General features: G+C 61.1%; 24 protein-coding genes and 1 pseudogene. 10 read left to right on the top strand and 15 right to left on the bottom strand.

Annotated elements, in window-relative coordinates; all coding sequences use genetic code 11:
- Positions 1 to 43: 43 nt before the first annotated feature.
- Positions 44 to 634 carry a tRNA-uridine aminocarboxypropyltransferase gene (locus BM026_RS16790; RefSeq protein ID WP_093529449.1) on the bottom strand — a complete coding sequence of 197 codons (591 nt, stop codon included), beginning with the start codon at positions 632 to 634 and terminating at the stop codon, positions 44 to 46.
- Between the two features lie 5 nt (positions 635 to 639).
- On the bottom strand, positions 640 to 1,533 hold the full coding sequence (locus tag BM026_RS16785; RefSeq protein WP_017134867.1) for a LysR family transcriptional regulator: 894 nt from the start codon (positions 1,531 to 1,533) through the stop codon (positions 640 to 642).
- A gap of 186 nt (positions 1,534 to 1,719) precedes the next feature.
- On the opposite strand from BM026_RS16785, the gene speB reads away from it, so the two are divergent.
- From speB to BM026_RS16765, 4 genes are read left to right on the top strand one after another with little or no spacing between them, the layout of a single operon-like run.
- Positions 1,720 to 2,670: an agmatinase gene (gene speB, locus BM026_RS16780; protein WP_033900672.1), complete on the top strand. Its 951-nt coding sequence runs from the start codon at positions 1,720 to 1,722 to the stop codon at positions 2,668 to 2,670.
- Complete coding sequence (locus tag BM026_RS16775; RefSeq protein WP_092242915.1) at positions 2,670 to 3,092, top strand: YybH family protein; 423 nt, start codon at positions 2,670 to 2,672, stop codon at positions 3,090 to 3,092. Before speB ends, BM026_RS16775 begins: the two co-directional genes overlap by 1 nt.
- Before the next feature lie 21 nt (positions 3,093 to 3,113).
- Positions 3,114 to 4,625, top strand: a complete 1,512-nt coding sequence (locus BM026_RS16770; protein WP_092242912.1) for a purine-cytosine permease family protein — start codon at positions 3,114 to 3,116, stop codon at positions 4,623 to 4,625.
- A gap of 35 nt (positions 4,626 to 4,660) precedes the next feature.
- Complete coding sequence (locus tag BM026_RS16765) at positions 4,661 to 6,043, top strand: sodium:solute symporter family protein (protein ID WP_092242910.1); 1,383 nt, start codon at positions 4,661 to 4,663, stop codon at positions 6,041 to 6,043.
- A gap of 64 nt (positions 6,044 to 6,107) precedes the next feature.
- On the opposite strand, the gene BM026_RS16760 is transcribed toward BM026_RS16765, so the two are convergent.
- The 3 genes from BM026_RS16760 to BM026_RS16755 all read right to left on the bottom strand — a co-directional run bounded on the left by BM026_RS16760 (position 6,108) and on the right by BM026_RS16755 (position 9,113).
- Positions 6,108 to 7,649 carry a Rossmann-fold NAD(P)-binding domain-containing protein gene (locus BM026_RS16760; protein ID WP_093529446.1) on the bottom strand — a complete coding sequence of 514 codons (1,542 nt, stop codon included), beginning with the start codon at positions 7,647 to 7,649 and terminating at the stop codon, positions 6,108 to 6,110.
- 305 nt (positions 7,650 to 7,954) lie between these two features.
- Positions 7,955 to 8,077 (bottom strand): PA1414 family protein, encoded by a 123-nt coding sequence (locus BM026_RS29385; protein ID WP_003193089.1) that lies wholly within the window; start codon positions 8,075 to 8,077, stop codon positions 7,955 to 7,957.
- Positions 8,078 to 8,219: 142 nt separating this feature from the next.
- Positions 8,220 to 9,113 (bottom strand): putrescine utilization regulator PtrR, encoded by an 894-nt coding sequence (locus BM026_RS16755; protein WP_093514026.1) that lies wholly within the window; start codon positions 9,111 to 9,113, stop codon positions 8,220 to 8,222.
- 103 nt (positions 9,114 to 9,216) lie between these two features.
- On the opposite strand from BM026_RS16755, the gene BM026_RS16750 reads away from it, so the two are divergent.
- Complete coding sequence (locus BM026_RS16750) at positions 9,217 to 10,422, top strand: MFS transporter (RefSeq protein ID WP_093529443.1); 1,206 nt, start codon at positions 9,217 to 9,219, stop codon at positions 10,420 to 10,422.
- On the opposite strand, the pseudogene BM026_RS16745 reads toward BM026_RS16750, so the two are convergent.
- The 3 genes and pseudogenes from BM026_RS16745 to BM026_RS16735 form a co-directional block, all read right to left on the bottom strand.
- Positions 10,334 to 11,781: pseudogene (locus BM026_RS16745) on the bottom strand (NCS1 family nucleobase:cation symporter-1). The gene BM026_RS16750 and the pseudogene BM026_RS16745 sit on opposite strands and share 89 nt — an antisense overlap.
- Positions 11,782 to 11,979: 198 nt before the next feature.
- Positions 11,980 to 12,378 (bottom strand): DUF2177 family protein, encoded by a 399-nt coding sequence (locus tag BM026_RS16740; RefSeq protein WP_092242896.1) that lies wholly within the window; start codon positions 12,376 to 12,378, stop codon positions 11,980 to 11,982.
- Positions 12,379 to 12,430: 52 nt separating this feature from the next.
- Positions 12,431 to 13,267, bottom strand: a complete 837-nt coding sequence (locus tag BM026_RS16735; protein WP_093529440.1) for a CvfB family protein — start codon at positions 13,265 to 13,267, stop codon at positions 12,431 to 12,433.
- Between the two features lie 323 nt (positions 13,268 to 13,590).
- On the opposite strand from BM026_RS16735, the gene BM026_RS16730 reads away from it, so the two are divergent.
- The 3 genes from BM026_RS16730 (at position 13,591) to BM026_RS16720 (ending at position 15,622) form a co-directional block, all read left to right on the top strand.
- The gene (locus BM026_RS16730; RefSeq protein ID WP_003193095.1) at positions 13,591 to 13,770 is read left to right on the top strand and encodes a hypothetical protein; all 180 of its coding nucleotides are present in this window, start codon (positions 13,591 to 13,593) and stop codon (positions 13,768 to 13,770) included.
- A gap of 197 nt (positions 13,771 to 13,967) precedes the next feature.
- A complete protein-coding gene (locus BM026_RS16725; protein WP_093529437.1) occupies positions 13,968 to 14,690 on the top strand; it encodes a TorF family putative porin in 723 nt (240 codons plus the stop codon).
- Between the two features lie 65 nt (positions 14,691 to 14,755).
- Positions 14,756 to 15,622 (top strand): DUF6279 family lipoprotein, encoded by an 867-nt coding sequence (locus BM026_RS16720; RefSeq protein WP_093529434.1) that lies wholly within the window; start codon positions 14,756 to 14,758, stop codon positions 15,620 to 15,622.
- Here the strand turns inward: BM026_RS16720 and copD are convergent.
- The 5 genes from copD to BM026_RS16695 form a co-directional block, all read right to left on the bottom strand.
- A complete protein-coding gene (copD, locus tag BM026_RS16715; protein WP_093529431.1) occupies positions 15,619 to 16,473 on the bottom strand; it encodes a copper homeostasis membrane protein CopD in 855 nt (284 codons plus the stop codon). The two genes, BM026_RS16720 and copD, sit on opposite strands and share 4 nt — an antisense overlap.
- The gene (copC, locus tag BM026_RS16710; protein ID WP_092242886.1) at positions 16,470 to 16,844 is read right to left on the bottom strand and encodes a copper homeostasis periplasmic binding protein CopC; all 375 of its coding nucleotides are present in this window, start codon (positions 16,842 to 16,844) and stop codon (positions 16,470 to 16,472) included. The genes copD and copC overlap by 4 nt, the downstream gene beginning before the upstream one ends.
- 54 nt (positions 16,845 to 16,898) lie before the next feature.
- On the bottom strand, positions 16,899 to 17,714 hold the full coding sequence (locus BM026_RS16705) for a copper resistance protein B (RefSeq protein ID WP_093529428.1): 816 nt from the start codon (positions 17,712 to 17,714) through the stop codon (positions 16,899 to 16,901).
- Positions 17,715 to 17,724: 10 nt separating this feature from the next.
- Entirely contained in the window at positions 17,725 to 19,431 is a 1,707-nt protein-coding gene (locus BM026_RS16700; protein ID WP_093529425.1) for a copper resistance system multicopper oxidase, read from the bottom strand.
- A 125-nt stretch (positions 19,432 to 19,556) separates the two neighbouring features.
- Positions 19,557 to 19,946, bottom strand: coding sequence for a transcriptional regulator (locus tag BM026_RS16695; RefSeq protein WP_092242878.1), 390 nt, complete (start codon positions 19,944 to 19,946; stop codon positions 19,557 to 19,559).
- 154 nt (positions 19,947 to 20,100) lie between these two features.
- On the opposite strand from BM026_RS16695, the gene BM026_RS16690 reads away from it, so the two are divergent.
- Positions 20,101 to 20,376 carry a hypothetical protein gene (locus tag BM026_RS16690; RefSeq protein ID WP_092242875.1) on the top strand — a complete coding sequence of 92 codons (276 nt, stop codon included), beginning with the start codon at positions 20,101 to 20,103 and terminating at the stop codon, positions 20,374 to 20,376.
- 50 nt (positions 20,377 to 20,426) lie between these two features.
- Here the strand turns inward: BM026_RS16690 and BM026_RS16685 are convergent, their stop codons facing one another.
- Positions 20,427 to 21,773 carry a DEAD/DEAH box helicase gene (locus BM026_RS16685; protein ID WP_071491541.1) on the bottom strand — a complete coding sequence of 449 codons (1,347 nt, stop codon included), beginning with the start codon at positions 21,771 to 21,773 and terminating at the stop codon, positions 20,427 to 20,429.
- Positions 21,774 to 21,966: 193 nt separating this feature from the next.
- Between BM026_RS16685 and BM026_RS16680 the strand changes: the two genes are divergently transcribed.
- Positions 21,967 to 23,265 (top strand): mechanosensitive ion channel family protein, encoded by a 1,299-nt coding sequence (locus BM026_RS16680; RefSeq protein ID WP_092242872.1) that lies wholly within the window; start codon positions 21,967 to 21,969, stop codon positions 23,263 to 23,265.
- Here the strand turns inward: BM026_RS16680 and BM026_RS16675 are convergent.
- Entirely contained in the window at positions 23,262 to 24,131 is an 870-nt protein-coding gene (locus tag BM026_RS16675; RefSeq protein ID WP_092242869.1) for a carboxylate/amino acid/amine transporter, read from the bottom strand. The two genes, BM026_RS16680 and BM026_RS16675, sit on opposite strands and share 4 nt — an antisense overlap.
- Positions 24,132 to 24,139 lie beyond the last annotated feature (8 nt).

The raw sequence follows: 24,139 nt of genomic DNA, 5'->3' as shown, positions 1-24,139 counted from the left end.
CCACTACTTGTCGACGGCTCCGGTAGCTATGTAGCGCGTTGATTCAGCCATGGTTCTTCTCGAAGACCGCTGCGCCCATCGCTGCAATCTGCCGCTCGATCAGTGCGTCGAACGGGCGCAGCAATAGCTCGAAGGAGGCGGGGGCTTCCAATACTTGCAGGGCCTGCGCAATCGCTTCGACGGTGGACAATGCACCGGGCCCGGGCGCCTTGCGCAATCGATAGCGTGATACGGCATCGCCCATCAAGGTCACTCGCGGCAACGCCGCCAGCAAAGGGTTGAGGTACAGCAATTTGCGCGCCTTGCGCCAGGTGCCGTCGGGAACCACCAGCAACATCGGCTGTTCGTCCGGCGCATAGCGTTGCAAGGGTTGCGCATCGTCCGACGGAAACAACAGCCGCGCCTGATAACCGGGTGGGTTCAACAATGTCGCCAGATCGTCGAACACCTCCCCCACCACCAATTGCGCATTGTTCAAGCCCAGCGCGGCCAGCCTTGCGGTATTCAGCGCGTGGTTGACCTCACTCGGGTGCTGCAACAGCAACACGCGGGTGCGGCTTTCCAGGCTGGGGATCAACGGGCACAGGCAGTGGGTGGCAGGCCTGAGACAACGGGAGCATTGGGATCTGGACATGATTTTCAGGCCTGGTTGAGCTGGGCTTTGAGGAGGTCGCGAAAGGTCTGGATCAGCGGTTCACGGCTGCGACCACGGCGCATGATCATCGAAAACGGCGCCTGGTAGCCGAAGGTCGCCGGCAGCAACACACGTAAATCACCCTTGTCGGCCCAGGCCTGGGCATAGTGTTCGGGCAAGTACCCGATATAGGCACCGGACAACACCAGGATCAGTTGCGCCTCCATACTTTCCACTGTCGCCGCGCTGTGCTTGAAGCCATGGCGCGCCAGTTCGGCCTGGCTCCAGTAGCCGCGTCCGACCATGCGTTGCTGGGTAATCACTTGTTCCGGGATACGTCGTTCATTGAATAAAGGATGCCGGGTGCTGCAATACAGCCAGTGCTGTTCGCGGTACAGCGGCATGTAGATCAGCCCGCTCATGCGGTTGGAGAAGGCACCGATGGCCAGGTCCAGGCGGTTGTCCTGCACGCCCAGTTGCAGCTCGTAGGGGCTCATCACCGATAAGTGCAAATGCACCGCCGGGTGCTCCAGGCTGTAGGCGCCTATCACCTCGGCGAACGGCAGCGCCTTGTCGCTGACGGTGGAATCGAGCACGCCGAGCTTGAGGGTGCCGCGCAACTCGCCCTTCAACGCGGCAGCATATTGCTCGAAGCCTTCCAGCTCACCGAGCAGGCGCAGGGTTTCCTGATGGAACAGCTCGCCCTTGCTGGTGAGGCTGAACCCGCCGCGGCCGCGATGGCACAGCACCAGGCCCAATGCCGATTCCAGCTGGCTCATGTAGGTGCTGATGGCCGAGGTGGACAGGTTGAGTTCGTGCTGGGCATTGGCGAACCCCTGGTGACGCACGACGCTGACGAAGATGCGCAGGAGTTTCAGGTCGGGCAAGGCGTTGGCCATGGGCGGCTCCAGAGGCACACAAAATCCTGTGGGAGGGGGCTTGCCCCCTCCCACATTGAAACGCAGTTTACCCCAGGCATTAGTTTAGAAAAATCTGAACTAAGTATTTGCCCCTGCCGATTCTTTCGTTTCCCTGTATTTCGCAGAATCGACCCCTAATAAACAAAACAACGATGAGGCACTCCCGTGGACAAGATTTTCCACCAACCACTGGGCGGCAACGAAATGCCGCGCTTTGCCGGCATCGCCACCATGATGCGACTTCCCCACCTGCAAACCGCCAAGGGCCTGGACGCTGCCTTCATCGGCGTGCCCCTGGACATCGGCACCTCGCTGCGCGCCGGCACCCGCTTCGGGCCGCGTGAAATCCGTGCCGAATCGGTGATGATCCGCCCGTACAACATGGCCACCGGCGCCGCACCGTTCGACTCGCTGTCGGTGGCGGACATCGGCGACGTGGCGATCAACACCTTCAACCTGCTCGACGCCGTGCGCATCATCGAAGAAGCCTACGACGAGATCCTCGAACACGACGTGATCCCGATGACCCTGGGTGGCGACCACACCATCACCCTGCCGATCCTGCGGGCGATCCACAAGAAACACGGCAAGGTCGGGCTGGTGCATATCGATGCCCACGCCGATGTGAACGACCATATGTTCGGCGAGAAAATCGCCCACGGCACCACCTTCCGCCGCGCCGTGGAAGAAGGCTTGCTGGACTGCGACCGTGTGGTGCAGATCGGCCTGCGCGCCCAGGGCTACACCGCCGAAGACTTCAACTGGAGCCGCAAACAGGGTTTCCGCGTGGTCCAGGCCGAAGAATGCTGGCACCACTCCCTCGCACCGCTGATGGCCGAAGTGCGTGAAAAGGTCGGCGGCGGCCCGGTGTACCTGAGCTTCGACATCGACGGCATCGACCCGGCCTGGGCTCCGGGCACCGGCACCCCGGAAATCGGCGGGCTGACCACCATCCAGGCCATCGAGATCATCCGTGGCTGCCAAGGTCTCGACCTGATTGGTTGTGATCTGGTAGAAGTTTCGCCGCCCTACGACACCACCGGCAACACCTCGTTGCTGGGTGCCAACCTGCTGTACGAAATGCTCTGCGTATTGCCGGGCGTGGCGCACCGCTGATGAGCACGCACGAGGTGCTGCAAGCCGCCGCCGAGCTGGTGGCGGCCTTCGCCCGCAATGATCGCGCCGCCTACTTCGGCGCGTTCACGGCCGATGCCAGCTTTGTGTTCTACACCCTCCCCCAGCCGCTGCTCAGCCGCGATGCCTACCAGGCGTTGTGGGACAGCTGGCGTCGGGACGAGGGGTTCGAAGTGCTGTCGTGCACCTCGAGCAACGCCGTGGTCAGCCTGCAGGGCGACGTGGCGATATTTATCCATGACGTGGCCACCGAGCTGCGCATGAACGGGGAGCAATTCAAAAGCCAGGAACGCGAGACCATTGTCTTCACACGGCAAGGATCTGGCGCACAACAAAAACAAGGCCTGTGGCTGGCCTGTCACGAACATTTGTCCGCTATGCCGGAAGGGCTGCCGCCCCCTTAGCCAATGTGATCGGAGCTGATCATGAATAATAAAAACAACGATAAAAGTATTCGAAAAATAGAAACCAACGGGGTCGAGCAGATCCCGGACCACGAACGTACCGCCGGCCCCAAGGATCTGTTCCGACTGATCTTCGGCGGTGCCAATACCTTTGCCACCGCCGTGCTGGGCTCCTTTCCCGTGCTGTTTGGCCTGTCATTCCAGGCCGGCGTCTGGGCGATTGTGCTGGGCGTGCTGGTGGGTGCGCTGATCCTGGCGCCCATGGGCCTGTTCGGGCCGATCAATGGCACCAACAACGCCGTGTCTTCCGGTGCGCATTTTGGTGTGCACGGGCGGATCGTCGGCTCGTTTCTGTCGCTGCTGACGGCGATTGCCTTCTTCTCACTGTCGGTGTGGAGTTCGGGTGATGCGCTGGTGGGCGGTGCGAAACGTCTGATCGGCCTACCGGAAACCGACCTGACCCTGGGGCTGGCCTACGGGGTGTTCGCCATTCTGGTGCTGACGGTGTGCATCTACGGCTTTCGCTTCATGCTGTGGGTCAACCGCATTGCGGTGTGGGCGGCGAGCCTGTTGTTCCTGCTGGGTATCTTCGCCTTCGCGCCGGCTTTCGACAGCCACTTCGCAGGCTCCGTCGCGCTGGGGCAGACCGGCTTCTGGGCCGCCTTCATCGGCGCCGCGCTGGTCGCCATGAGCAACCCGATTTCCTTCGGCGCGTTCCTCGGCGACTGGTCGCGCTACATCCCGCGTGAAACGCCGAAAATGCACATCATGCTGGCGGTGGTCCTGGCACAAATCGCGACGTTGATCCCGTTCCTGTTCGGCCTGGCCACCGCGACCATCGTGGCGATCAAGGCACCGGACTACATCGCGGCGAATAACTACGTCGGCGGTTTGCTTGCAGTGGCACCGACCTGGTTCTTCCTGCCGGTGTGCCTGATTGCGGTGATCGGCGGCATGTCCACCGGCACCACCTCGCTGTATGGCACCGGGTTGGACATGTCCAGTGTGTTCCCGCGCCTGCTGTCACGGGTCAAGGCCACCTTGCTGATTGGGGTGATGTCGATTGCCTTCATCTTTATCGGACGTTTCGCCGCCAACCTGGTGCAGAGCGTGTCGACCTTCGCCGTGCTGATCATTACCTGCACCACGCCGTGGATGGTGATGATGATCATCGGCCTGATCGTGCGTCGCGGCTTTTACTGCCCGGATGACTTGCAGGTGTTCACCCGTGGAGAAACCGGCGGTCGCTACTGGTTCAGCCATGGCTGGAACTGGCGCGGGCTGGGGGCGTGGATTCCGAGTGCGCTGGTGGGTCTGTGCTTCGTCAATCTGCCGGGGCAGTTTGTCGGGCCGCTGGGCAACCTGGCCGACGGCATCGATATCAGCCTGCCGGTGACGCTGGGACTGGCCTCGGTGGTGTACCTGACCTTGCTTCGTGTGTTCCCGGAACCGGCGGCCGTCTACGGGCCCGCCGACCCTCGCAGCAAGCGCACGGATGCGCGCGTTAAACCGGCGCTGCAACCCGCCGCCTGATCGCCCATAAAAAAGATAATCGGAGAACCGCCGTCATGGCTTTGGATTTATTCGTCGTACTCATCTACGCCGCCGGCATGCTCGTGCTCGGCTACTACGGCATGCGCCGCGCCAAGACCCACGAAGACTACCTGGTGGCCGGGCGCAACCTGGGCCCGTCGCTGTACATGGGCACCATGGCCGCCACGGTATTGGGCGGTGCGTCCACCGTCGGCACCGTGCGCCTGGGTTATGTGCATGGCATTTCCGGCTTCTGGCTGTGTGCCGCGCTGGGCATGGGCATCATTGCGCTGAACCTGTTCCTGGCCAAGCCGCTGTTGAAGCTGAAGATCTTCACCGTGACCCAGGTCCTGGAAAAACGCTACAACCCCATGGCCCGCCAGGCCAGCGCTGTGATTATGCTGGCTTATGCACTGATGATCGGCGTGACGTCGATCCTGGCCATCGGCACTGTGTTGCAGGTGTTGTTCGGCTTGCCGTTCTGGATCTCGGTGCTGCTCGGCGGTGGCGTGGTGGTGGTGTACTCGACCATCGGCGGCATGTGGTCGCTGACCCTGACCGACATCGTGCAGTTCGTGATCAAGACCGTCGGCCTGATGTTTATCCTGCTGCCGATCTGCCTGTACCGCGTCGGCGGCTGGGATGAGTTGGTCGCGAAGCTGCCGGCGTCGAGCTTCAGCTTCACCGCCATCGGCTGGGACACGATCATCACCTACTTCATGATCTACTTCTTCGGCATCCTGATCGGCCAGGACATCTGGCAGCGGGTGTTCACCGCCCGTGATGAAAAGGTCGCCCAGTACGCCGGCACCTTCGCCGGTTTCTACTGCATCCTCTACGGCCTGGCCTGTGCGCTGATCGGTATGGCCGCGCACGTGCTGATCCCGGACCTGGACAACGTCAACAATGCGTTTGCCGCTATCGTGAAAGCCTCGCTGCCAGATGGCATCCGTGGCCTGGTGATTGCCGCGGCACTGGCGGCGATGATGTCCACCGCCAGCGCCGGCCTGCTCGCTGCCTCCACCGTACTGACCGAAGACCTGCTGCCGCGCCTGCGTGGCGGCAAACAGTCGAGCCTGGCCGTCAACCGCCTGTTCACGATGCTGACAGGTGTTGCCGTGCTGGGCATCGCACTGGTAGTCAGCGATGTGATCAGCGCCCTGACCCTGGCCTATAACCTGCTGGTGGGCGGCATGTTGATCCCGCTGATCGGCGCGATCTTCTGGAAGCGCGCCACCACCTCCGGGGCAATTACTTCCATGACGCTGGGCTTTGTGACCGCGCTGGTATTCATGATCAAGGATGGGCTGGATGCGAACACGCCGATCTATTACAGCCTGGCGGTGGGGCTGGTGAGCTTTGTGGTGGTGAGTGTGTTGTCGCGTCGGCCAGAGGGCGTGGCGGCCAGCGCGGTTTGAGAGACAGCGGGGTTTAGAGGGGTTTCTTCAGCGGGCGCGACGTCGGATGTCGCGCCCGTTTTTTTCATTCAACCGCCAGGTTCTGGTTTGCCTGGATGATCTCCTGGACCAGGGAGGCCCATAACAGTCCTTGCGTTGTGCCGGCGGCGTAGGTTCCTCCGGCTGCGATGTGGTGGTGGGCGCAACAGTAAACTATCGACACGCCTTCCTCCTCACAGGCTATAACGATGAAGTGCTCCCTGCTCTGCGCGGCGATCTGGACCGGACTTAAAGGCTGTGATGGAAACCGAACCCCGGAGCTTCCCAAAAGCGCTTTGATCTCCTTCTTCAGATGGATAAGTTCCAGGCCGTAGCTCGAAACCTCAACATCCCGAGCCTGCGCGAATTTCGCCAGCGTTGGGTTGTCAGCCAGAAACTTGTCAAACAGCTCGATACCTGCACGATTGCACTCAACGGCCAAGTACGGATCGGCATAACTGACACCATCGCTCTTCTGATCTCCCCCATACACCGTGACCTGATAATTCGCCAACCGGAGCATCACGGCCTGGAACAGGCCATTAATGCCTCTGCCGATGATTGAAACACGCGGCGCACTGGCCGCTGCGGGCAGAGAAGGGAGCGTCAATGACTGTGCAAGTTTACGCCTCACCAGACCGCGCAAGGCCATCAAACTCAGCTGTATTGAAACGGCATAGTCAAGGTCGCGGTGGCAGGCCTCGGTGGTTGACGCCTGGGTAGTGAGCGTCGCAGGCCGGTACCAAGTGGAGACCTCACAGCCGAGCCTCTGTGTGCGTTGTCGGAACTCATCCAGTGTCGCAGGCCCATAGTCCAATACCAGCTGGATATGTTCAGCCTCGGCCAGGGCGTACAACGCACCGTCGCTGAAGACGTCCGGCTTGGCGACACAGATCAGGCGGGCTTGGCGGTGCAGGCACTGAATGAGGGCCCGATCGAGGCGATGAACGGACTCGTCATTGAGGGATACGCATACTGCGACAGCGGCGGCGCCCTCCAAGGCCTCGAACCAGTCCACGACAAATGACACTCGACTGTCGGAGGCGGGATTGCCGAGAGTATCCGACGCTCGACCTGGCCGGACCAGCACTCTGATCCGAACATTGGGATCTCGATCAAGCAACAGGTTGACCAGTTCTTTCCCCACATTGCCGTATCCCAGTACACGCACGTCACGGGGGATGGAACCATCCGCCAGTCTCAACCAACGCAGGATATAGGCGGCCACATGCGGCGCATTCACCCCTGGGGTGTTGAGTACTTGAATGGCGTGGGATTCACACAGGTCCAGTCGTATCTTGTCCAAACTCGTGCCCCTGCGGATCAAACAGAGGTTTCCAAAGGGGTGGGAGGTACGCCATTGCTCCAGGACATCTGCATCGATGGGTTGGTCTCCAACAATGATGGTTATTGGACGCAGGAGCGCGATCTGTATCAGCAGCGCCTGCCTGGTCAATGCCGGCGAAAGAAACACGACGTTTCTGGGCGCGTCGGCCCTCCAGCCTTTCGACACAGGCGCAGCCTGTAAAACACAGTCGGTTGTGGTGATGAGTGACGCGGCGACCGGAGGAACCGAAGAGAGCAACATAGCTTTGTCTCCAACAACTCTGACTGACACCTCGAAAAGAGGCACTCAATAAAACGTTGGGGCGCTATGAATAGGCGCTTGAGTTTCAAGCTATGGGTATTTCTAGAATTAGATAAGCCAGCTGATTCCGACTGACAGGTAGTCCGATTCTGACCATTAGTCAAAACGCTTGAAGAGAGGCGGATGCTCACCCTAAAACGGGGCGACGTTAGCTGTCGCACATTTCTTTGGCCTGGTGCAAAACGACTGTGGGAGCGGGCTTGCTCGCTCCCACATGGATTCTGAGGCGATTTACAGGTCGCGTTTTATCGCCGACGTGGACGACGCTGCTCGTCATCTGTGCGAATCGGCACCGGCTGCAGCGGAGGCTCGATCAAGCCCAGTGCAACACCCAGGTCATGGAGCCAGTTTTGAATTTTCTCTTTCATGGTTGCCCCCTTTGAGGGTAATGCGGGTAGGCGCAAGTTCTGTCGCCCTTTCCTACAGTGATAGTAGCCCTAAGTCCTACGTATTGCTTGAACGAAAACACAACGAACTATTACTGAATTCATCAAAATCCTGACGGATCGCTCAAGCGATGGCGCGGGTGTCTTGCACAACCGCAGCGTTGCCGGCTTGCTGCAGGTCGATCCATGCGTTGAGGTTAGCGCCGAGCATACCCTTTCGCCACATCAGCCAGGTGGTCGCAGTGGCAAAAGGCCCTGTCAGCGGATGAACGGACACGCTGTCCTTGCCAGGCAGGCTGTCGAGCATCGATTCGGACATTAGCGCCACGCCCGACCCGGCGATCACGCAGGCGAGCATGCCTTGGTAGGACTCGATCTCAATCGCCCGGCCCATGGCCACGCGCTCATGGGAGAACCAGGTCTCCAGGCGGGTGCGGTAGGCGCAACTGCGACGGAAGGTGAACACCGAGCGCCCCGCTACATCCTGAGGCCCACGCACGGGGGGATGATCGGCTTCGCAAATCAGCACCAGACGTTCTTCGCACAGGGCGATGCCGTCCAGAGAGGCGATGGTGATGGGGCCGTCCACAAAGGCCGCATCCAGGCGACCGGTGATCAACCCTTCGAGCAACTCCCCGCTGGGCGCCGATTGCACCTGAAGGTTCACCATCGGATAAGCCTTGTGATAGCCCGCCAACAGCTTCGGCAAATGCACCGCGGCCGTGCTGTACATGCTGCCCAATACGAAATCGCCAGCCGGTTGCCCACCTTGCACGGCGCCATGGGCTTCATCATGCAGGGCCAGTAGACGAGTGCTGTAGTCCAGCAGCACCTTGCCCGCAGGAGAAAGCTGCAAGCGCTGGCGTTCACGCACGAACAGCTCTACACCGAGCTGCTCCTCCATTTGCTTGAGGCGCGTCGACAGGTTCGACGGCACCCGGTGCAAGCGGTCAGCCGCACGGGTAATGGAGCCCTCTTCCGCCACGGCCTGGAAAATGCGCAATTGACTGAACTCCATGAGTTTCTCCAAAACTGAACAAGTTGCTCACTATTATTCAATTTTACAGAAAGTCAATCCACCTTAGCCTGAAGGTATTCGCTTAGCCGCAGGAAATCTGACCATGTCTCCCTTGATTCGCTTAACTGCCAGCTTTGTCGCCTTGATGATGGCGATGGGGATTGGCCGCTTCGCCCTCACCCCGCAAATGCCGCACCTGCTCAGCGAGGGGCAGATCGACTTGACCGGTGCGGGCCTGATCGCCGCCGCCAATTACCTGGGCTACTTCGTCGGCGCGGTGGATTCGATCTTCGCGCGCAGCCATCACCACGTCCGTGGCCGGTTGTATGGCGGGTTATGGCTGTGCGTGCTGCTGACCCTGGCGTCGTACTGGGCTCATGGCTTTTGGCCACACCTGTTGCTGCGCTTTGGCACCGGCGTCGCCAGTGCCTGGGCATTGGTGATGATCACCAGCCTGAGCCAGCCGCTGGCGATTGCCGCCGGACGTCCGCGCCTGGGTGCCTTGGTGTTTGCCGGTCCGGGACTGGGGATTTTGCTGACGGGCTTGCTGGCGCTGGGCTCCAATCTGCTGGGGCAAAGCTCCGCAACGTTGTGGCTGGTGTATGGCGCAGTGGCGCTGGTGATGTTGCTGGCGATTCTGCCTTTCCTGCCCAAGCCGTCTGCCGCCGCCCCCCTTAGCGGCCACTCCGACGCGGGCACTAATGGCAGCATCGCGCATTTGTGCTGGATCTACGTACTGTTCGGCCTGGGCTACATCATCCCGGCGACGTTCCTGTCGCAGATGGCCAACGCGCAGTTCAAGGGGGCCTGGCAGGCCGACCTGTTCTGGCCGTGCTTCGGCCTGGCCGCCGCGATCGGTGTGGTGGTGGCGACCCTGCGCCGCAAGGACCCGAACACCACGCGCCGCTGGCTGATGACCACGCTATGGCTGCAAGCGGCCGGGGTGTTTGCCTGCTTGCTGGGCAATGGCTGGGGCCTGGCACTGGGGGTCTTGCTGTGTGGCGGGCCGTTCCTGGCCTGCATGCAGTTGGTGATGGCCCGGCTGCGGGACGTCGCGCCCCATGGCTACCAGCGCAGCACCGGGCTGTTGACCGCCGGCTTTGCCATCGGCCAATTGAGCGGGCCGTTGCTGGCATCGGTCAGCAGCCACCTGAGCGGTGGCCTGCAACCGGCGCTGGTGGTCGCCGGGGCAGGCTTGTTGGTGGCGGGCTCGGTGTTGATCAGCCGACAACCAGCGGCGCAGGCACACGCACCTGTTCACGTCGCGCCAGTACCAGGAAAAACAGCCCACCCAGGAAGCACCCGGTAAACCAGGCAAAGTTGGCCATGCCCTGCAAGGCCGGGGTGAAGGTGATCGCGACGCCCACCAGCGTCGCGGGCACCAATGCCTTGATCGCCGTCCAGTTCACGCCACCGTCGAAGTAGTAGCGCCCGCTGGGGCTGTCATCGAACAGTGCATCCACGTCGATCTGCTGTTGTTTGATCAAATAGAAATCCACCAGCAGGATCCCGAACAGCGGCCCGATAAACGCCGCGAGGATGTCCAGGGTGTAGTGGATCATCAGCGGGTTATTGAACAGGTTCCACGGGGTGATGAAGATCGACGCCACGGCAGCGATCATCCCGCCGGCGCGCCAGCTGATCTTGCTCGGTGCGACGTTGGCGAAGTCAAACGCCGGGGACACGAAGTTGGCGACGATATTGATGCCGATGGTCGCGGTGACGAAGGCAAAGGCCCCGAGCAATACAGCCATGCTGTTGTCGATGCGCGACACGGTGGCGATCGGGTCATGCAGCATTTCACCAAATACCGGCAAGGTGCCCGAGACAATCACCACGGTCACCAGGGAAAACGCCAGGAAATTCACCGGCAGCCCCCAGAAGTTGCCGCGTCGTACGTCCTGCATGCTGCGGCAGTAACGGCTGAAGTCACCGAAGTTCAATGTTGGCCCGGAGAAGTACGACACCACCAGCGCCGTCGCCACAACGATCTGGCCAAACGCCTGCCAGCCCGACAGGGATTTTTCCGCCAGGGTAAAACTGATGTTCGACCAACCGGCCTTCCACACGATCCAGCCGGCCAGGGCAAACATCACCGCGTACACTACCGGCCCGGCCCAATCGATGAAACGGCGGATCGACTCCATGCCCGCCCAGAACACCGCTGCTTGCAACACCCACAGGCTGAGGAAACCAAACCAGCCAAGGTAGGACAGGCCTGCAAAATGCGGCTCTGCATACACCGCCATCTGTGGGAAGAAGCGCAGCACCACGATGATCAAGGCACTCGACGCCAGGTACGTCTGAATCCCGTACCAGGCCACGGCGATCAGGCCGCGAATCACCGCCGGAATATTCGCGCCAAACACACCAAACGCCAGCCGGCAGATCACCGGATAAGGCACCGCAGCCTGCTGGCTTGGCTTGGCTTGGCCACCAGGTTGGCGATCAACTGCACAATGCAGATCCCCACGAGCAAGGCGATCAACACCTGCCAACTGGCCAGCCCCAGGGCGAACAAGCTGGCGGCGAACACGTAGCCGCCGACGCTGTGCACGTCGCTCATCCAGAAGGCGAAGATGTTGTACCAGTTCCACTTTTGCGGCAGCGGGCCCAAGTCCTGGTTGTACAGGCGTGGGCTGTAGCCTTTGGGCAATTGTTCGGTCATCGCTGGGCTCCTCGAAATACCGGCCTGCGCTTCCGTCACGGGGTGCATACGGGAGGCGGCATGGTTTGTATACGAGATAGTCAGCAGAATGCGTGCCAATTGAACGCAATCCCTTTGGCACGGCGCTCCAAAGGGACTGATAACGGGCTATAGGGCGGCGCCACGCTCAGCAACGGTGCACAGATATCCTGTACACAATCAGCGTTGCACTCGTTGTGCACACAGGTAGCCCACCGTACAGCATGCGGCGGTCAGGAACGTCCCCCAGGCCATGTCCATGATCGCCAATCGAGCGGACCAACCTTGCAGCGTGGCCCAGTTGCTCAGGTCATAGGTGCCGTAGGCGACCAGGCCGAGCAAGGCGCCCAGGCGGGCGGCGCGTTGCCAGCTTGCGCTGGGCAAGACCACGAACACGACGCAACCGAGCACATAAAGGAGATAGAACAGCGTTGCGGGCAACAGCCGAGGTTGATCCAGCATCAGTGGACCCAACAGGGACTTATAGGTGGGGCCCATGATGACGCCGAGCCAGAGGCCGTCCAGTATCAGGAAGGCGAGCAACGTGCCGAGGTAGGCGAACAGCGTTTTCTTATTCATTGAGGCGGCCTCTGTAGACGCCAATGGGCGCCTACAGAAGAGCAGAACGCACTCAGCTTAGTTCAATGCGATCGGCATGAATCACAATCTGGCCCTGCTTATACAGCGCACCGATGGCCTTCTTGAAGTTGCCCTTGCTCACGCCGAACAAGTTGCTGATCACCGCCGGGTCGCTCTTGTCGCTGACCGGCAACGTGCCGTTGTTTTCACGCAACTTGGCGAGGATCTTCGAGTTCAGGCTGGAGGCCGCTTCCTGGCCAACCGGTTGCAGGCTCAGGCTGATGTTACCGTCGGCACGGATCTCTTTGATAAAGCCTTTTTCTTCCTTGCCCGGGCGCAGGAACTTGAACACTTCGTTCTTGTGGATCAGGCCCCAATGCTTGTTGTTGATGATCGCCTTGAAACCCATGTCCGTGGCTTCGGCCACCAGCAGATCGACTTCCTGGCCCACCTGGTAGTTGGCCGGTGTCTTGTCCAGGTAGCGATCCAGGCGTGCAGTGGCGGTGATGCGCTTGGTGTGCTTATCGAGATAGACATGCACCACGCAGTATTCACCGGCCGTCAACTGGCGCTTTTCTTCCGAATACGGCAGCAGTAGATCCTTGGGCAACCCCCAGTCGAGGAACACGCCAATACTGTTGACTTCCACCACTTTCAAACTGGCGAATTCACCGACTTGAACTTTGGGTTTTTCAGTCGTGGCGATAAGTTTGTCATCGCTGTCCATATAAATGAAAACGTTGAGCCAGTCTTCATCTTCACTGGGAATATCTTTGGGGATATACCGATTGGGCAAGAGGATTTCGCCATCTTGCGCACCGTCCAGGTACAAACCGAAGTTAGTATGTTTAACCACTTGCAAGCTGTTGTAGCGCCCGACTAAAGCCATGTCCAAACCCCTCATTACGTCGGCGGCATTCTACCCGAGTTGCGCTCGCCACGCGCGGGCGCCTGAAAAATCGCGGGCTGGCGTGGCCTTCCAATGGCATAGCCCCGCTCGTCCGATTACTGGACTGAATTTTCCAGCGCTGCCGAACGCCCTCCATCCCCGTGGTTTCGAGTTAAAACAGTAAGTTAGAGGCTTATTTCAAAGATGAACTTTGGCTATTTCCACACCCGACACTTATTCCAGGAGGATATTTACCAAGCAATTGTCAAGTCATTCCTGTACGATGCCTGGCCAAGTTAATTTTCTACAGGTTAGTGGCCGCCATGCGCGTAAAAGCATCCAACAGCAAAGCAAAGCCAGCTCCCGCCGTTGAAACCAGCGAGTCGATCAACAGCCAGATTGCGGCGTTCCTCAAGTCCGGCGGCGAAATCCAGCAAATTGCCAAGGGCGTAAGCGGCCAGACTTTCGGCCCGTCCAAGCAGATCAGCCTGGGTAAAAAGTAATACCGCGCAATCCCCCTGGTCCCTAAGCGTCTTGACTTTCAAGGCGCTAGGACTAGAGCCTCAAGTCCCCCCCGCTATACCTCTAATCGACGAACGGGCCTCACCGCCTGCCATTCGCCGGTATGCTTGCACACGTCTAGCACGGGCATCTGCCCGATTTCATCCGTCACTGCTCCTCGCTTTTCATGGAGTGAAGCATGTTCAAATCCTGCATCTTCCTGGTCTTTGCCCTGGTTGCCAGCCCCCTCGCCGAAGCGCAGGTCTTCCAGCGTGAATTGGGCGATTTCGACCTGAAATTGGGCACCACACCCAGCCGAAGCATGGCCCAGGGCCTGGTCAAGCCCACCTCCCCCGGCAGCGACTCGTTCCATGGCGGGCTGGACCTGAGCCACGACAGTGGCCTGTACTTCGGTCAGTTTTCACCCAACATGGGCTTGTCTTCGTCCAGCAACCTCGAAATCGATTCCTACATGGGTTTCAAACACCCCTTCGACCAGACCCTGGGTTACGAAGTGGGCCTGATCCACTACAGCTACCCCAAGCTCAGCCCCCTCGACAGCCAGGAGTTCTACGGCGGCCTGAACCTGTTGGGCAACCGCTTCGGGGCGTCCTTCAGCAACGACCCGGACCGCCGGGACAGCACCCTGTTCGCCGACCTCGGTGGCACGCAGCCGTTTGGCATCGGCGTCAGTATGAAATACACCACCCATCAGTTGGGCACTCCGGTTTCGGTGGACGGCGGCTCCATTCGCAGCTTCAGCGACTGGTCGGTGCAATTCTCCCGGGAGTGGATGGGCGTTGACTTGAACCTGATCTACAGCGACTCCAGCCTCAGCGGCGGGGATTGCTCGGCCTACTCCGGACACAATTCGCAATGCGATGGCCTGTTGACGCTGAAGGCTGCGCGGTCGTTTTATTGATGGGCTGAACTGTTGCAACCGCCGCGGGTTCACATGTGATAACCCACTCTGCGAAGGACCCGCCCATGCTGCGTCGGCTCAAACTACTGGTGCTATTACTGAGCCTGAGCCTGGTGCTCGCCGGCTGCAATCGCGTGGGCCTGGCCTACCGCAACCTGGACGTGATCATCCCCTGGACCCTCAACGACTACCTGGACATGAACGCCGGGCAGAAGAGCTGGTTCAACGACACCCTCAAGCAGCACCTGGCCTGGCACTGCACCACGCAATTGCCGGGTTACCTGGATTGGCTGGACCGCCTGCAGCGGATGGCCGATGACAATCAGGTCACCGACGCTGCCTTGCAGGCCCGTACCGTCGAGGCCAAGCAGGCCATCAACGAAATCGCCCACGAGATCACCCCCTCCGCCATCCAACTGCTACAGGGCCTGGATGATCAGCAGGTCAAGGACATGAACGACGCGCTGGCCAAGGACCTGCGCAAACGCCAGGACGAATACCTCAAGCCGCCCCTGGCACAGCAGATCAAGGAGCGCGCCGAACGCATGAATAAACGCCTGGACGCCTGGATCGGCCCGCTCAGCGCCAGCCAGCAGAACCGCGTAACCGCGTGGTCCATCGCCCTGGGCGAGCAGAACCGGGAATGGATCGGCAATCGCGCCCGCTGGCAGGCGCAATTTATCGACGCCGTGCAACAACGCCGCAGTGCCGATTTCCCGCAGAAGATCCAGCAGTTGCTGGTTGACCGCGAAAGCCTGTGGACCCCGGAGTACAGAGCGGCCTATGCCCGGACGGAAGCGGCGGCGCGCAGCCTGATTGTCGATGTGATGGCCGAAAGTACGCTGCAACAACGGCAGAAACTCACGCAGAAAATCGACAAGGTCCGCAGTGATTTTCAGGCACTTAAATGCTTGAAGAGCGCGCAGTCCTAACCGGGCACCAACGTCCCCAGCCAGGCCACCAGCGCCAGGATCAACACCACTGCGGCAGACTCCAGCGCAATGCTGCGACGCAGTGCTTTGACTGCCACGGTAGTGTCGCCCGCCGCCAGGGCGCGTTGCAGCAACGGCGTGAATTGCGAGCGATTGAGCGCCGCCAGCCCCAGCATCACACCGAACACGCCCAACTTGACGCACAACAGGAGCGCGTAGGTGCCCCCGGTGATGCCATCGAGGTTCGGCCCGACCACAAACAGATAATTCGCCACGCCCGTGCCGATCAGCACCGCTACCAACAGCATGCCCATCCGCTCGAACGCCGCCAGCGCGTGGGCCAGCCTGTGGAGCGCCGGTAACGAGGTACTCCTCAGCGCCAACCCGAATGCAGCCAGCGCGCCGACCCAACCCGCCGCCGCCAGCAGGTGCGCACTGTCGCTGAGGACGTGCCACAACCCCTGCGTACCCTCATGCATCACGCCGTGTCCAGCCCACGCCAGCGTCACCAGCGCAATCGCGCCGAACAGCGGCGCCAGTCGGGTATTGAGCGCAACCAGCACCAGCGCCACCATTCGCAAGCTCCAGGTCCAGCCCAGCTCGGTCTGCCAGAGCATCATCTGCAGGTGCGGCCACAGCGTTTGCCAATCTTCAGCGCCGCTCATGGCCTGGGTCATGACCAGCAGCGACGCCACCGACAGCAGTACGCCCAGGCACGCCGCCAGCCGCAACAGCGGCTGCAGATTCAATAGGCGGCGGTCGCCATAGAGGCCAAACAACCCCAGGCCGAACACCAGCATCAAATCCAGATAAAGCGCAAAACGCAGGAATATCGAGACCGCCTCACTCATGGCTGGACGCTGAACATCACATTCCCCAGGATCGGATGCGTATCGGACGACACCGCGCGCCAATCCACCCGATAAGTACCCGCCGTCAGCGCGGACGCCGGCTTGATCAGCATCACCTTGGGATCGGTACTGGCGGCGACGCTGGCTTTCACCGGCATCGGCGAGTGAGACATGCCGGGCATATCGGTCATGGTCAGTTTGGCGCCAGAAAACTGCGTCAGCAGGTTTTCCGAGAAACGCAGTTCAATCACGGCGGGGGGCGCCCCCTTGGCCCCATCCGATGGTGTGGACGACAGCAGCTTTGGATGAGCTGATACCGCTAGGCTGGTGATCAGTCCGGCGCACAGCACAGTAGTTTTCAACAATGACATGCAAGGCTCCAGGCCGCTCATGGCGGCGAGTGAGTTATAGGATGGGTAAAACCGTCAGAACCACAGACGCACACCGACCACCCAGCGCCATTGGCTGATGTCTTCGCCTTCATCCCGTGCGTATTGCGCGGTCTGGCCGTAGCTGCGGTTCCAGCTGACGCCCACGTAGGGCGCGAACTCACGGCGTACTTCGTAACGCAACCTCAAACCCAGCTCACTGTCCGACAGGCCCGAACCGACGCCGCGCGGCGGGTCGTTGCGTCCATAGAAGTTGAGTTCAGCGGTGGGCTGCAGGATCAGCCGGTTGGTCAGCAGGATGTCGTAGTCGCTTTCCAGGCGAGCAGCGGTACGACCCGCCTCACCGACAAACAACGTGCCTTCGGCTTCGAAGTTGTACAGCGCCATGCCCTGGGCGCCGAACGCCGCCCAGGTCTGGCCGTCGCCCGGTTTGAAGTCATGGCGCACGCCGCCGACCAGGTCCCACCACGGGCTGATGGCGTGCCCCCACAGGGCCTGGACCTCGGCACTTTCAGTGCGGCCGGCACTGCGCTCGCCTTCACTGCGCAGCCACAGACGGTCGATATCGCCGCCAACCCAGCCTTTGATATCCCAGTTCAGCGCGCCTGCACCGTCACCGCCCTGCCATTCCAACTGGTTGATCAGCAGCAGCGAATTGACGCCACTGTCATGAACCCTGTGCCCGCCGGGGGCGTTGTACACCGCCGCGCGATCAGCATCGGTCAGCGCCGGGATCGGGGTGCGGCTCTCGGTGAGCGCCGGTGTCGCCGGGCTCATGCCCTGGAACTCGTCGGCCTGCACCAACGGAGCGAACGCCAGCCCGATAACGGCGAATAAAACACGATGGCTCATGCTTGCGTCCTTATTCATGCACGCGCACCTCTCGGAACATGCCCATTTCCATGTGGTACAGCAGGTGGCAGTGATAGGCCCAACGCCCCAGCGCATCAGCGGTTACGCGGTAGCTGCGCCGCGAGCCCGGCGGCATGTCGATGGTGTGCTTGCGCACCTGGAACTGGCCGTTTTCATCCTCCAGATCACTCCACAAGCCATGCAGATGAATGGGATGGCTCATCATGGTGTCGTTGACCAGCACCAGCCGGACCCGCTCGCCATACGTGAGCTGCAAGGGTTCGGCATCGGAAAACTTCACGCCATTGAACGACCAGGCGAACTTCTCCATGTGCCCGGTGAGGTGCAGCTCAAGGGTGCGGCTGGGGTCGCGGCCGTCAGGGTCTTCAAAGGTGCTGCGCAAGTCGGCGTAAGTCAGGACACGCCGGCCGTTGTTGCGCAGGCCGATGCCGGGGTCGTCGAGCTTGGGCACCGGGTTCATGGCCTGCATGTCCACCAGCGGGTTGCCTTGCTCGCTGGCCGGATGGGCCTGCATCGACATGGCGCTGTGATCCATGCCCGCCATGTCCGGCATATCCGCCATGGCGCCGTGGTCCATGCCGCTCATGCCCATGTCGTCCATGGTGATCCAGGGGCGCGGGTCCAGCGCCGGCACCGACGCGATTGCTCCCGCTTGAAAGGCCAGCGTGCCGCGGGCGTAACCACTGCGGTCCATCGACTGCGCAAACAGGGTGTAGGCGGCCGCGGTAGGTTCGACCAGCACATCAAAGGTCTCCGCCACGGCAATGCGGAACTCATCGACACTCACTGGCTGCACCGGCTGGCCATCGGCGGCGATCACCGTCATTTTCAGCCCCGGGATGCGCACATCGAAATAGCTCATCGCCGAGCCGTTGATGAAGCGCAGGCGCAGGGTCTCGCCCGCCCGGAACAGGCCAGTCCAATTGCGTTCCGGTGGCTGGCCATTGAGCAGGTAGGTGTAGGTCTCACCGCTGACGTCGGCGAGGTCGGTGGGGTTCATCTTCATCTGCGCCCACATCAGGCGATCGGCGGCGGTGGCCGACCAGCCCTGCTTGCCCACATCCCGCACGAAATCGCTCACGGTGGGTTTGTGCAGGTTGTAGTAGTCGGACTGTTTCTTGAGGGTTTTCATCAGCGCAACCGGGTCTTCATCGGTCCAGTCCGACAGCATCACCACGTAGTCACGTTGGTAAGTGAAGGGCTCGGGCTCCCTGGGATCGATCACCAACGGGCCATACACACCCTGCTGCTCCTGAAACCCCGAGTGGCTGTGGTACCAGTAGGTGCCGTGCTGCTTGAGCGTGAACTGGTAGACAAACACCCCACCCGGCTCGATGCCCTTGAAGCTCAAGCCCGGCACACCGTCCATGGACGACGGCAGGAGAATGCCGTGCCAGTGGATCGACGTCGGCTCGGCCAGGCGGTTCTTCACGCGCACGGTGACCGTGTCGCCTTCGCGCCAGCGCAGCAAGGGGCCAGGCAGGCTGCCGTTGATGGTCAGCGCGGTACGGTTGCGACCGGTGAGGTTGACTGGCATCTGGTCGATGAACAAAGCGAATTCGGTACCCGCCAGCACGGTGGGCTGGCCGGGACTGGTGAGCGCCCAGACCGGGCTGCGCCAGAGCCCTAGCCCGCTGAGCAAGCCGCCGGCGGCCAGGCCTTTGACGAAGGTTCGTCGGGTAGTGGTGGAGTGCATGCCGATTCAATTCCATGGGTTGAATGGCAGCAGATTAGGCAGGGCTGGCTGTCAGCCAGCTTAGCGGCAGATTACCGATCTGACAGTTTCGCCCGGCACCGTACTCGGTGCCGGAGCGTAGGGGGTCAGGCGATCTGCGCCTTGGAGGCCACTTCGGCAAAGGTCGTTGGGTCCAGTGCATCCGCCTGTTCGTCCAGCACCTGGCGCGGGTGATCATTGCCCGGGATCGAACTGTCGATCAGCGCCAACAGCTGCGCGCCGAGCGGAGTCAGGATGAAATTCTCACCATTGCCGCCCTCCTCTTCAGGGCGCGACTCGATGAAGCCGCGCTTGAACAACAGCGCTTCATAATCTGCCGCGGTCTTCTTGAGCGCGTCCAGGTTACCGGTGGACTCGCCCGCCGTGGCCTTCTCGGCCGCTTCCTGCTCGGCGTATTTGCGTGGGGCGAAGCTGCCCTCGCCGTTCTGCACTTCATGCAGCAGACGTTCGATCAGATCCCAGTTGTAAGTCGTCATCCTGATTCCTCCTGCAGGCGGGTGGAAAATAGCCTGTCTAGAGGTGTGACACGCCCTGTCGGTCACCGTTCAGCCGAATAGACGGACGTTATTTCTCTGAACTTTCCAGACGTTCGCGGCCTCAACAGCTCATATCCGCCAAGGAGGTGTGCCCATGAAAACCCTGATGAACCTGGCCGTCGCGGCCGCGCTGTTTAGCGCCCTGCCCGCCTGGGCCTGTACGCCCGACGAAGCCACGAGCAAGCGCGAGCAATTGGCTCAGGAAGTGACCAGACTGACCGAACAGAATCCGACCAAGGCCAAGGAGATCAACGACGAACTGCAGAAGATGGACCTGGATACGCAAAGCGCGGAGTTCCCCGACAAATGCCAGTTGATCGACGCCCGGCTCAAGGAACTCAAGGAAGCCGCCGCCAAAGCCAAAGACTGAGGGCATAAAAAAACCGGACAATCGTCCGGTTTTTTCACATCACCCGCGCCTTATTCGGCAGCCGGGGCTTGCGGCTTGCGGCGCTTGAGCGGTGCCATGCCGTCCTTGCTGACGAGCGACAGGTTGTCGGTCTTCGGCCGGTTGGCGATCTTGCGCTTGGTGGGCGACTTGGCGCCGGTTTTCTTCTTATCGCCCTTGGCGTCGGTCTTTTTCTTCTTCACGCCAACGGCCTTGCCCGAGGCCTTGACCTTCTTCGGCCCGGTGTAGGTGCCTTTGACCTCCTTGATGGTACGGCGCTCGAACGACTGCTTGAGGTAGCGCTCGATGCTCGACATCAGGTTCCAGTCGCCATGGCAGATCAGCGAGATGGCCAGGCCATCGTTGCCGGCACGCCCGGTACGGCCGATACGGTGCACGTATTCGTCGCCGCTGCGGGGCATGTCGAAGTTGATCACCAGGTCCAGGCCGTCCACGTCCAGGCCGCGTGCGGCAACGTCGGTGGCCACCAGGATCTTCACGCCGCCGGCCTTGAGGCGGTCGATGGCCAGCTTGCGGTCCTTCTGGTCTTTCTCGCCGTGCAGCACGAACGCCTTGTATTCCTGGGCCACCAGGCGGCCGTAGATGCGGTCGGCGGCGGCGCGGGTGTTGGTGAACACAATGGCTTTCTGATAGGTCTCGTTGGCCAGCAGCCAATTGAGGATCTGCTCTTTATGCACGTTGTGATCGGCGGTGACGATCTGCTGGCGCGTGGTCGCGTTCAGGTCGCTGACGTTGTTGACCTGCAGGTGCTCAGGATTGTTCAGCACCTTGGCGACCATCTCGCGCAGGGTGGAACCGCCGGTGGTGGCGGAGAACAGCATGGTCTGCTGGCGGTTGACGCACTCGCCCACCAGGCGCTGTACATCGTCGGCAAAGCCCATGTCGAGCATGCGGTCGGCTTCGTCCAGCACCAGCACTTCGACTTCCTTGAGGTCGAGGTTGCCGGCGTTGAGCTGCTCGATCATGCGCCCCGGGGTGCCGATCAGGATGTCCGGCACCTTGCGCAGCATGGCGGCCTGGACCTTGAAGTCTTCACCGCCGGTGATGATGCCGGACTTGATGAAGGTGAACTGGGAGAAGCGCTCGACTTCCTTCAAGGTCTGCTGGGCCAGCTCGCGGGTCGGCAGCAGGATCAGGGTCTTGATGCTGACGCGCACTTTGGCCGGACCGATCAGGCGGTTCAGCACAGGCAGGACAAAAGCGGCGGTCTTGCCACTCCCGGTTTGAGCTGTCACCCGCAGGTCACGCCCTTCGAGCGCGAGCGGGATGGCCGCTGCCTGCACAGGCGTAGGCTCGACAAATTTAAGCTCGGCCACGGCTTTGAGCAGGCGTTCGTGCAGGGCGAATTGGGAAAACACGGGTGCTACCTCGAAGAAATACAAAAAATCAGCTGCATAGGTTACCGGTTTCGGGCGCCCAAACCGAGTTTCTTTACGTGAACGGTGTGAATCGGCCGCTTTTTTGTCAGGACATTTGTCCATGGCGTCAACTTTGTTGCACTTAAATGCTCTAATCGCCCCGTCTTGTCCCACAGAAGAATCGGTTTCACCCATGGATATCAAACAGCTCTGGCTCAACGCCCAGGACCTCTGGGGCGCCCTCGATGAACACCCGCTGCTGCACGCCAGCCTCGGCTTGCTGGTGTTGCTGGTGGTGGCCCTGGTGCTCGGACGAGTGGCGCGCTACCTCATCCTCCACGCCGTCAAACTGCTTGGCCGGCAACCGTCCCTGCACTGGCTCAACGACCTGCGGCACAACAAGGTCTTCCATCGCCTGGCGCAGATGACGCCGTCACTGGTGATCCAGTTCGGCCTGTACCTGGTGCCGGACCTGAGCAAGACCGCCATCCTGTTCATCGGCAACGTGGCCCTGGCGCTGACCATCCTGTTCCTGGTGCTGGCCATCAGCGCCCTGCTCAACGCCCTGCTGGACATCTACGCCCGCACCGAACACGCGCGCACCCGCTCGATCAAGGGCTATGTGCAGTTGGCGAAGATGGTGCTGTTCGTGTTTGGCGCGATCATCATCGTCGCCACCCTGATCGACCGCTCGCCGCTGTTGCTGCTGTCGGGGCTGGGTGCGATGTCGGCGGTGATCCTGTTGGTGTACAAGGACACGTTGCTGTCGTTCGTCGCCAGCGTGCAGTTGACCAGCAACGACATGCTGCGGGTCGGCGACTGGATCGAAATGCCCCAGGTCGGCGCTGATGGTGATGTGGTGGACATCACGTTGCACACGGTCAAGGTGCAGAACTTCGACAAGACCATCGTCTCCATCCCCACCTGGCGCCTGATGTCCGAGTCGTTCAAGAACTGGCGCGGCATGCAGGCCTCCGGCGGGCGCCGCATCAAGCGCAGCCTGTTCATCGACGCCAGCGGCGTGCGCTTCCTGCGCGACGACGAAGAACTGCGCATGACCCAGGTGCACCTGCTCACCGACTACATCGGGCGAAAACAGGCCGAACTCAAGGCCTGGAACGAAGCCCAGGGCCACAGCGCGCAACTGTCGGCCAACCGCCGCCGCATGACCAACCTCGGCACCTTCCGCGCCTATGCCCTGGCCTACCTGAAAAGCCATCCGGACATCCAGCCGAACATGACCTGCATGGTGCGCCAGATGCAGACCACCGCCCAGGGCGTGCCGCTGGAGATCTACTGCTTCACCCGCACCACGGCATGGGCCGATTACGAGCGGATCCAGGGGGATATCTTTGATTATCTGCTGGCGGTGTTGCCGGAATTTGGCTTGAGTCTGTATCAGCAGCCGAGTGGAAATGACTTGCGCGCCGGGGTGTTGCCGGCGGTGTTGGGGGCCAGTCATTTGCCGGCCCCTGAAAGTCGCGCTGGCTAAACCAGGGAGCGGTTGGGCGCCTTCGCGCCCAACCGACTGATCCACACCGCCCCCAGAATCACCACCCCACCCAACGCCAACCGCCCCAGCGGCTCATGCTGGTTCCAGATCAGCAAATTCAGCAGCAACCCCACCGGCACATGCAGGTTATTCATCACCGCCAGCGTACCGCCCTGCACCAGGCAGGCACCCTTGTTCCACCAGTACATGCCCAGCGCCGTACTGACCAGGCCAAGGAACACCAGCACGCCCCATTGCAGCGGCGCCTCCGGCAGGAAGTCAGCCTTGCCGAACAGCAGGAATGCCGGCAACACCACCAACAACGCGCCCACATAGAAGTAACCAAAGCGCCGGTAGTGCGGCAGGTCACTGGGGTAGCGCGCCACCAGGTGCTTGTACATCACCTGGCCGGCGGCGTAGGTGAAGTTGGCCAATTGCAGCAGCAGGAAACCGCCAAGGAAATGCGGGGTGATCTGGTCGAAGCGAATCACCGCTGCGCCCGCTACCGCCACCAGTGCGGCGACCAGCGCCCAAGGGTTGAAGCGACGGTTGAGGGCATCCTCGATGAGGGTCACGTGCAACGGCGTGAGAATGGTGAACAGCAGCACTTCCGGCACGGTGAGCACACGAAAGCTCAAGTACAGGCACACATAGGTCACGCCGAACTGCAGCGCGCCGATCACCAGCATGCCGCGCATGAAGGCCGGTTCCACCGAGCGCCAGCGGGTCAGCGGGATGAACACCAGCCCGGCCAGCAGCACACGCACCAGCACGGCGAAGTAGCTGTCGACGTGACCGGCGAGGTATTCGCCGATCAAGCTGAAGGAAAATGCCTGAATCAGGGTAACAACCAGTAAGTAGCCCATGCGCGCCT

The organism is Pseudomonas sp. NFPP24, assembly GCF_900112095.1.
Classification (GTDB): Bacteria; Pseudomonadota; Gammaproteobacteria; order Pseudomonadales; family Pseudomonadaceae; genus Aquipseudomonas; species Aquipseudomonas extremorientalis.
This window is presented reverse-complemented; position numbering and strand designations above follow the sequence as displayed.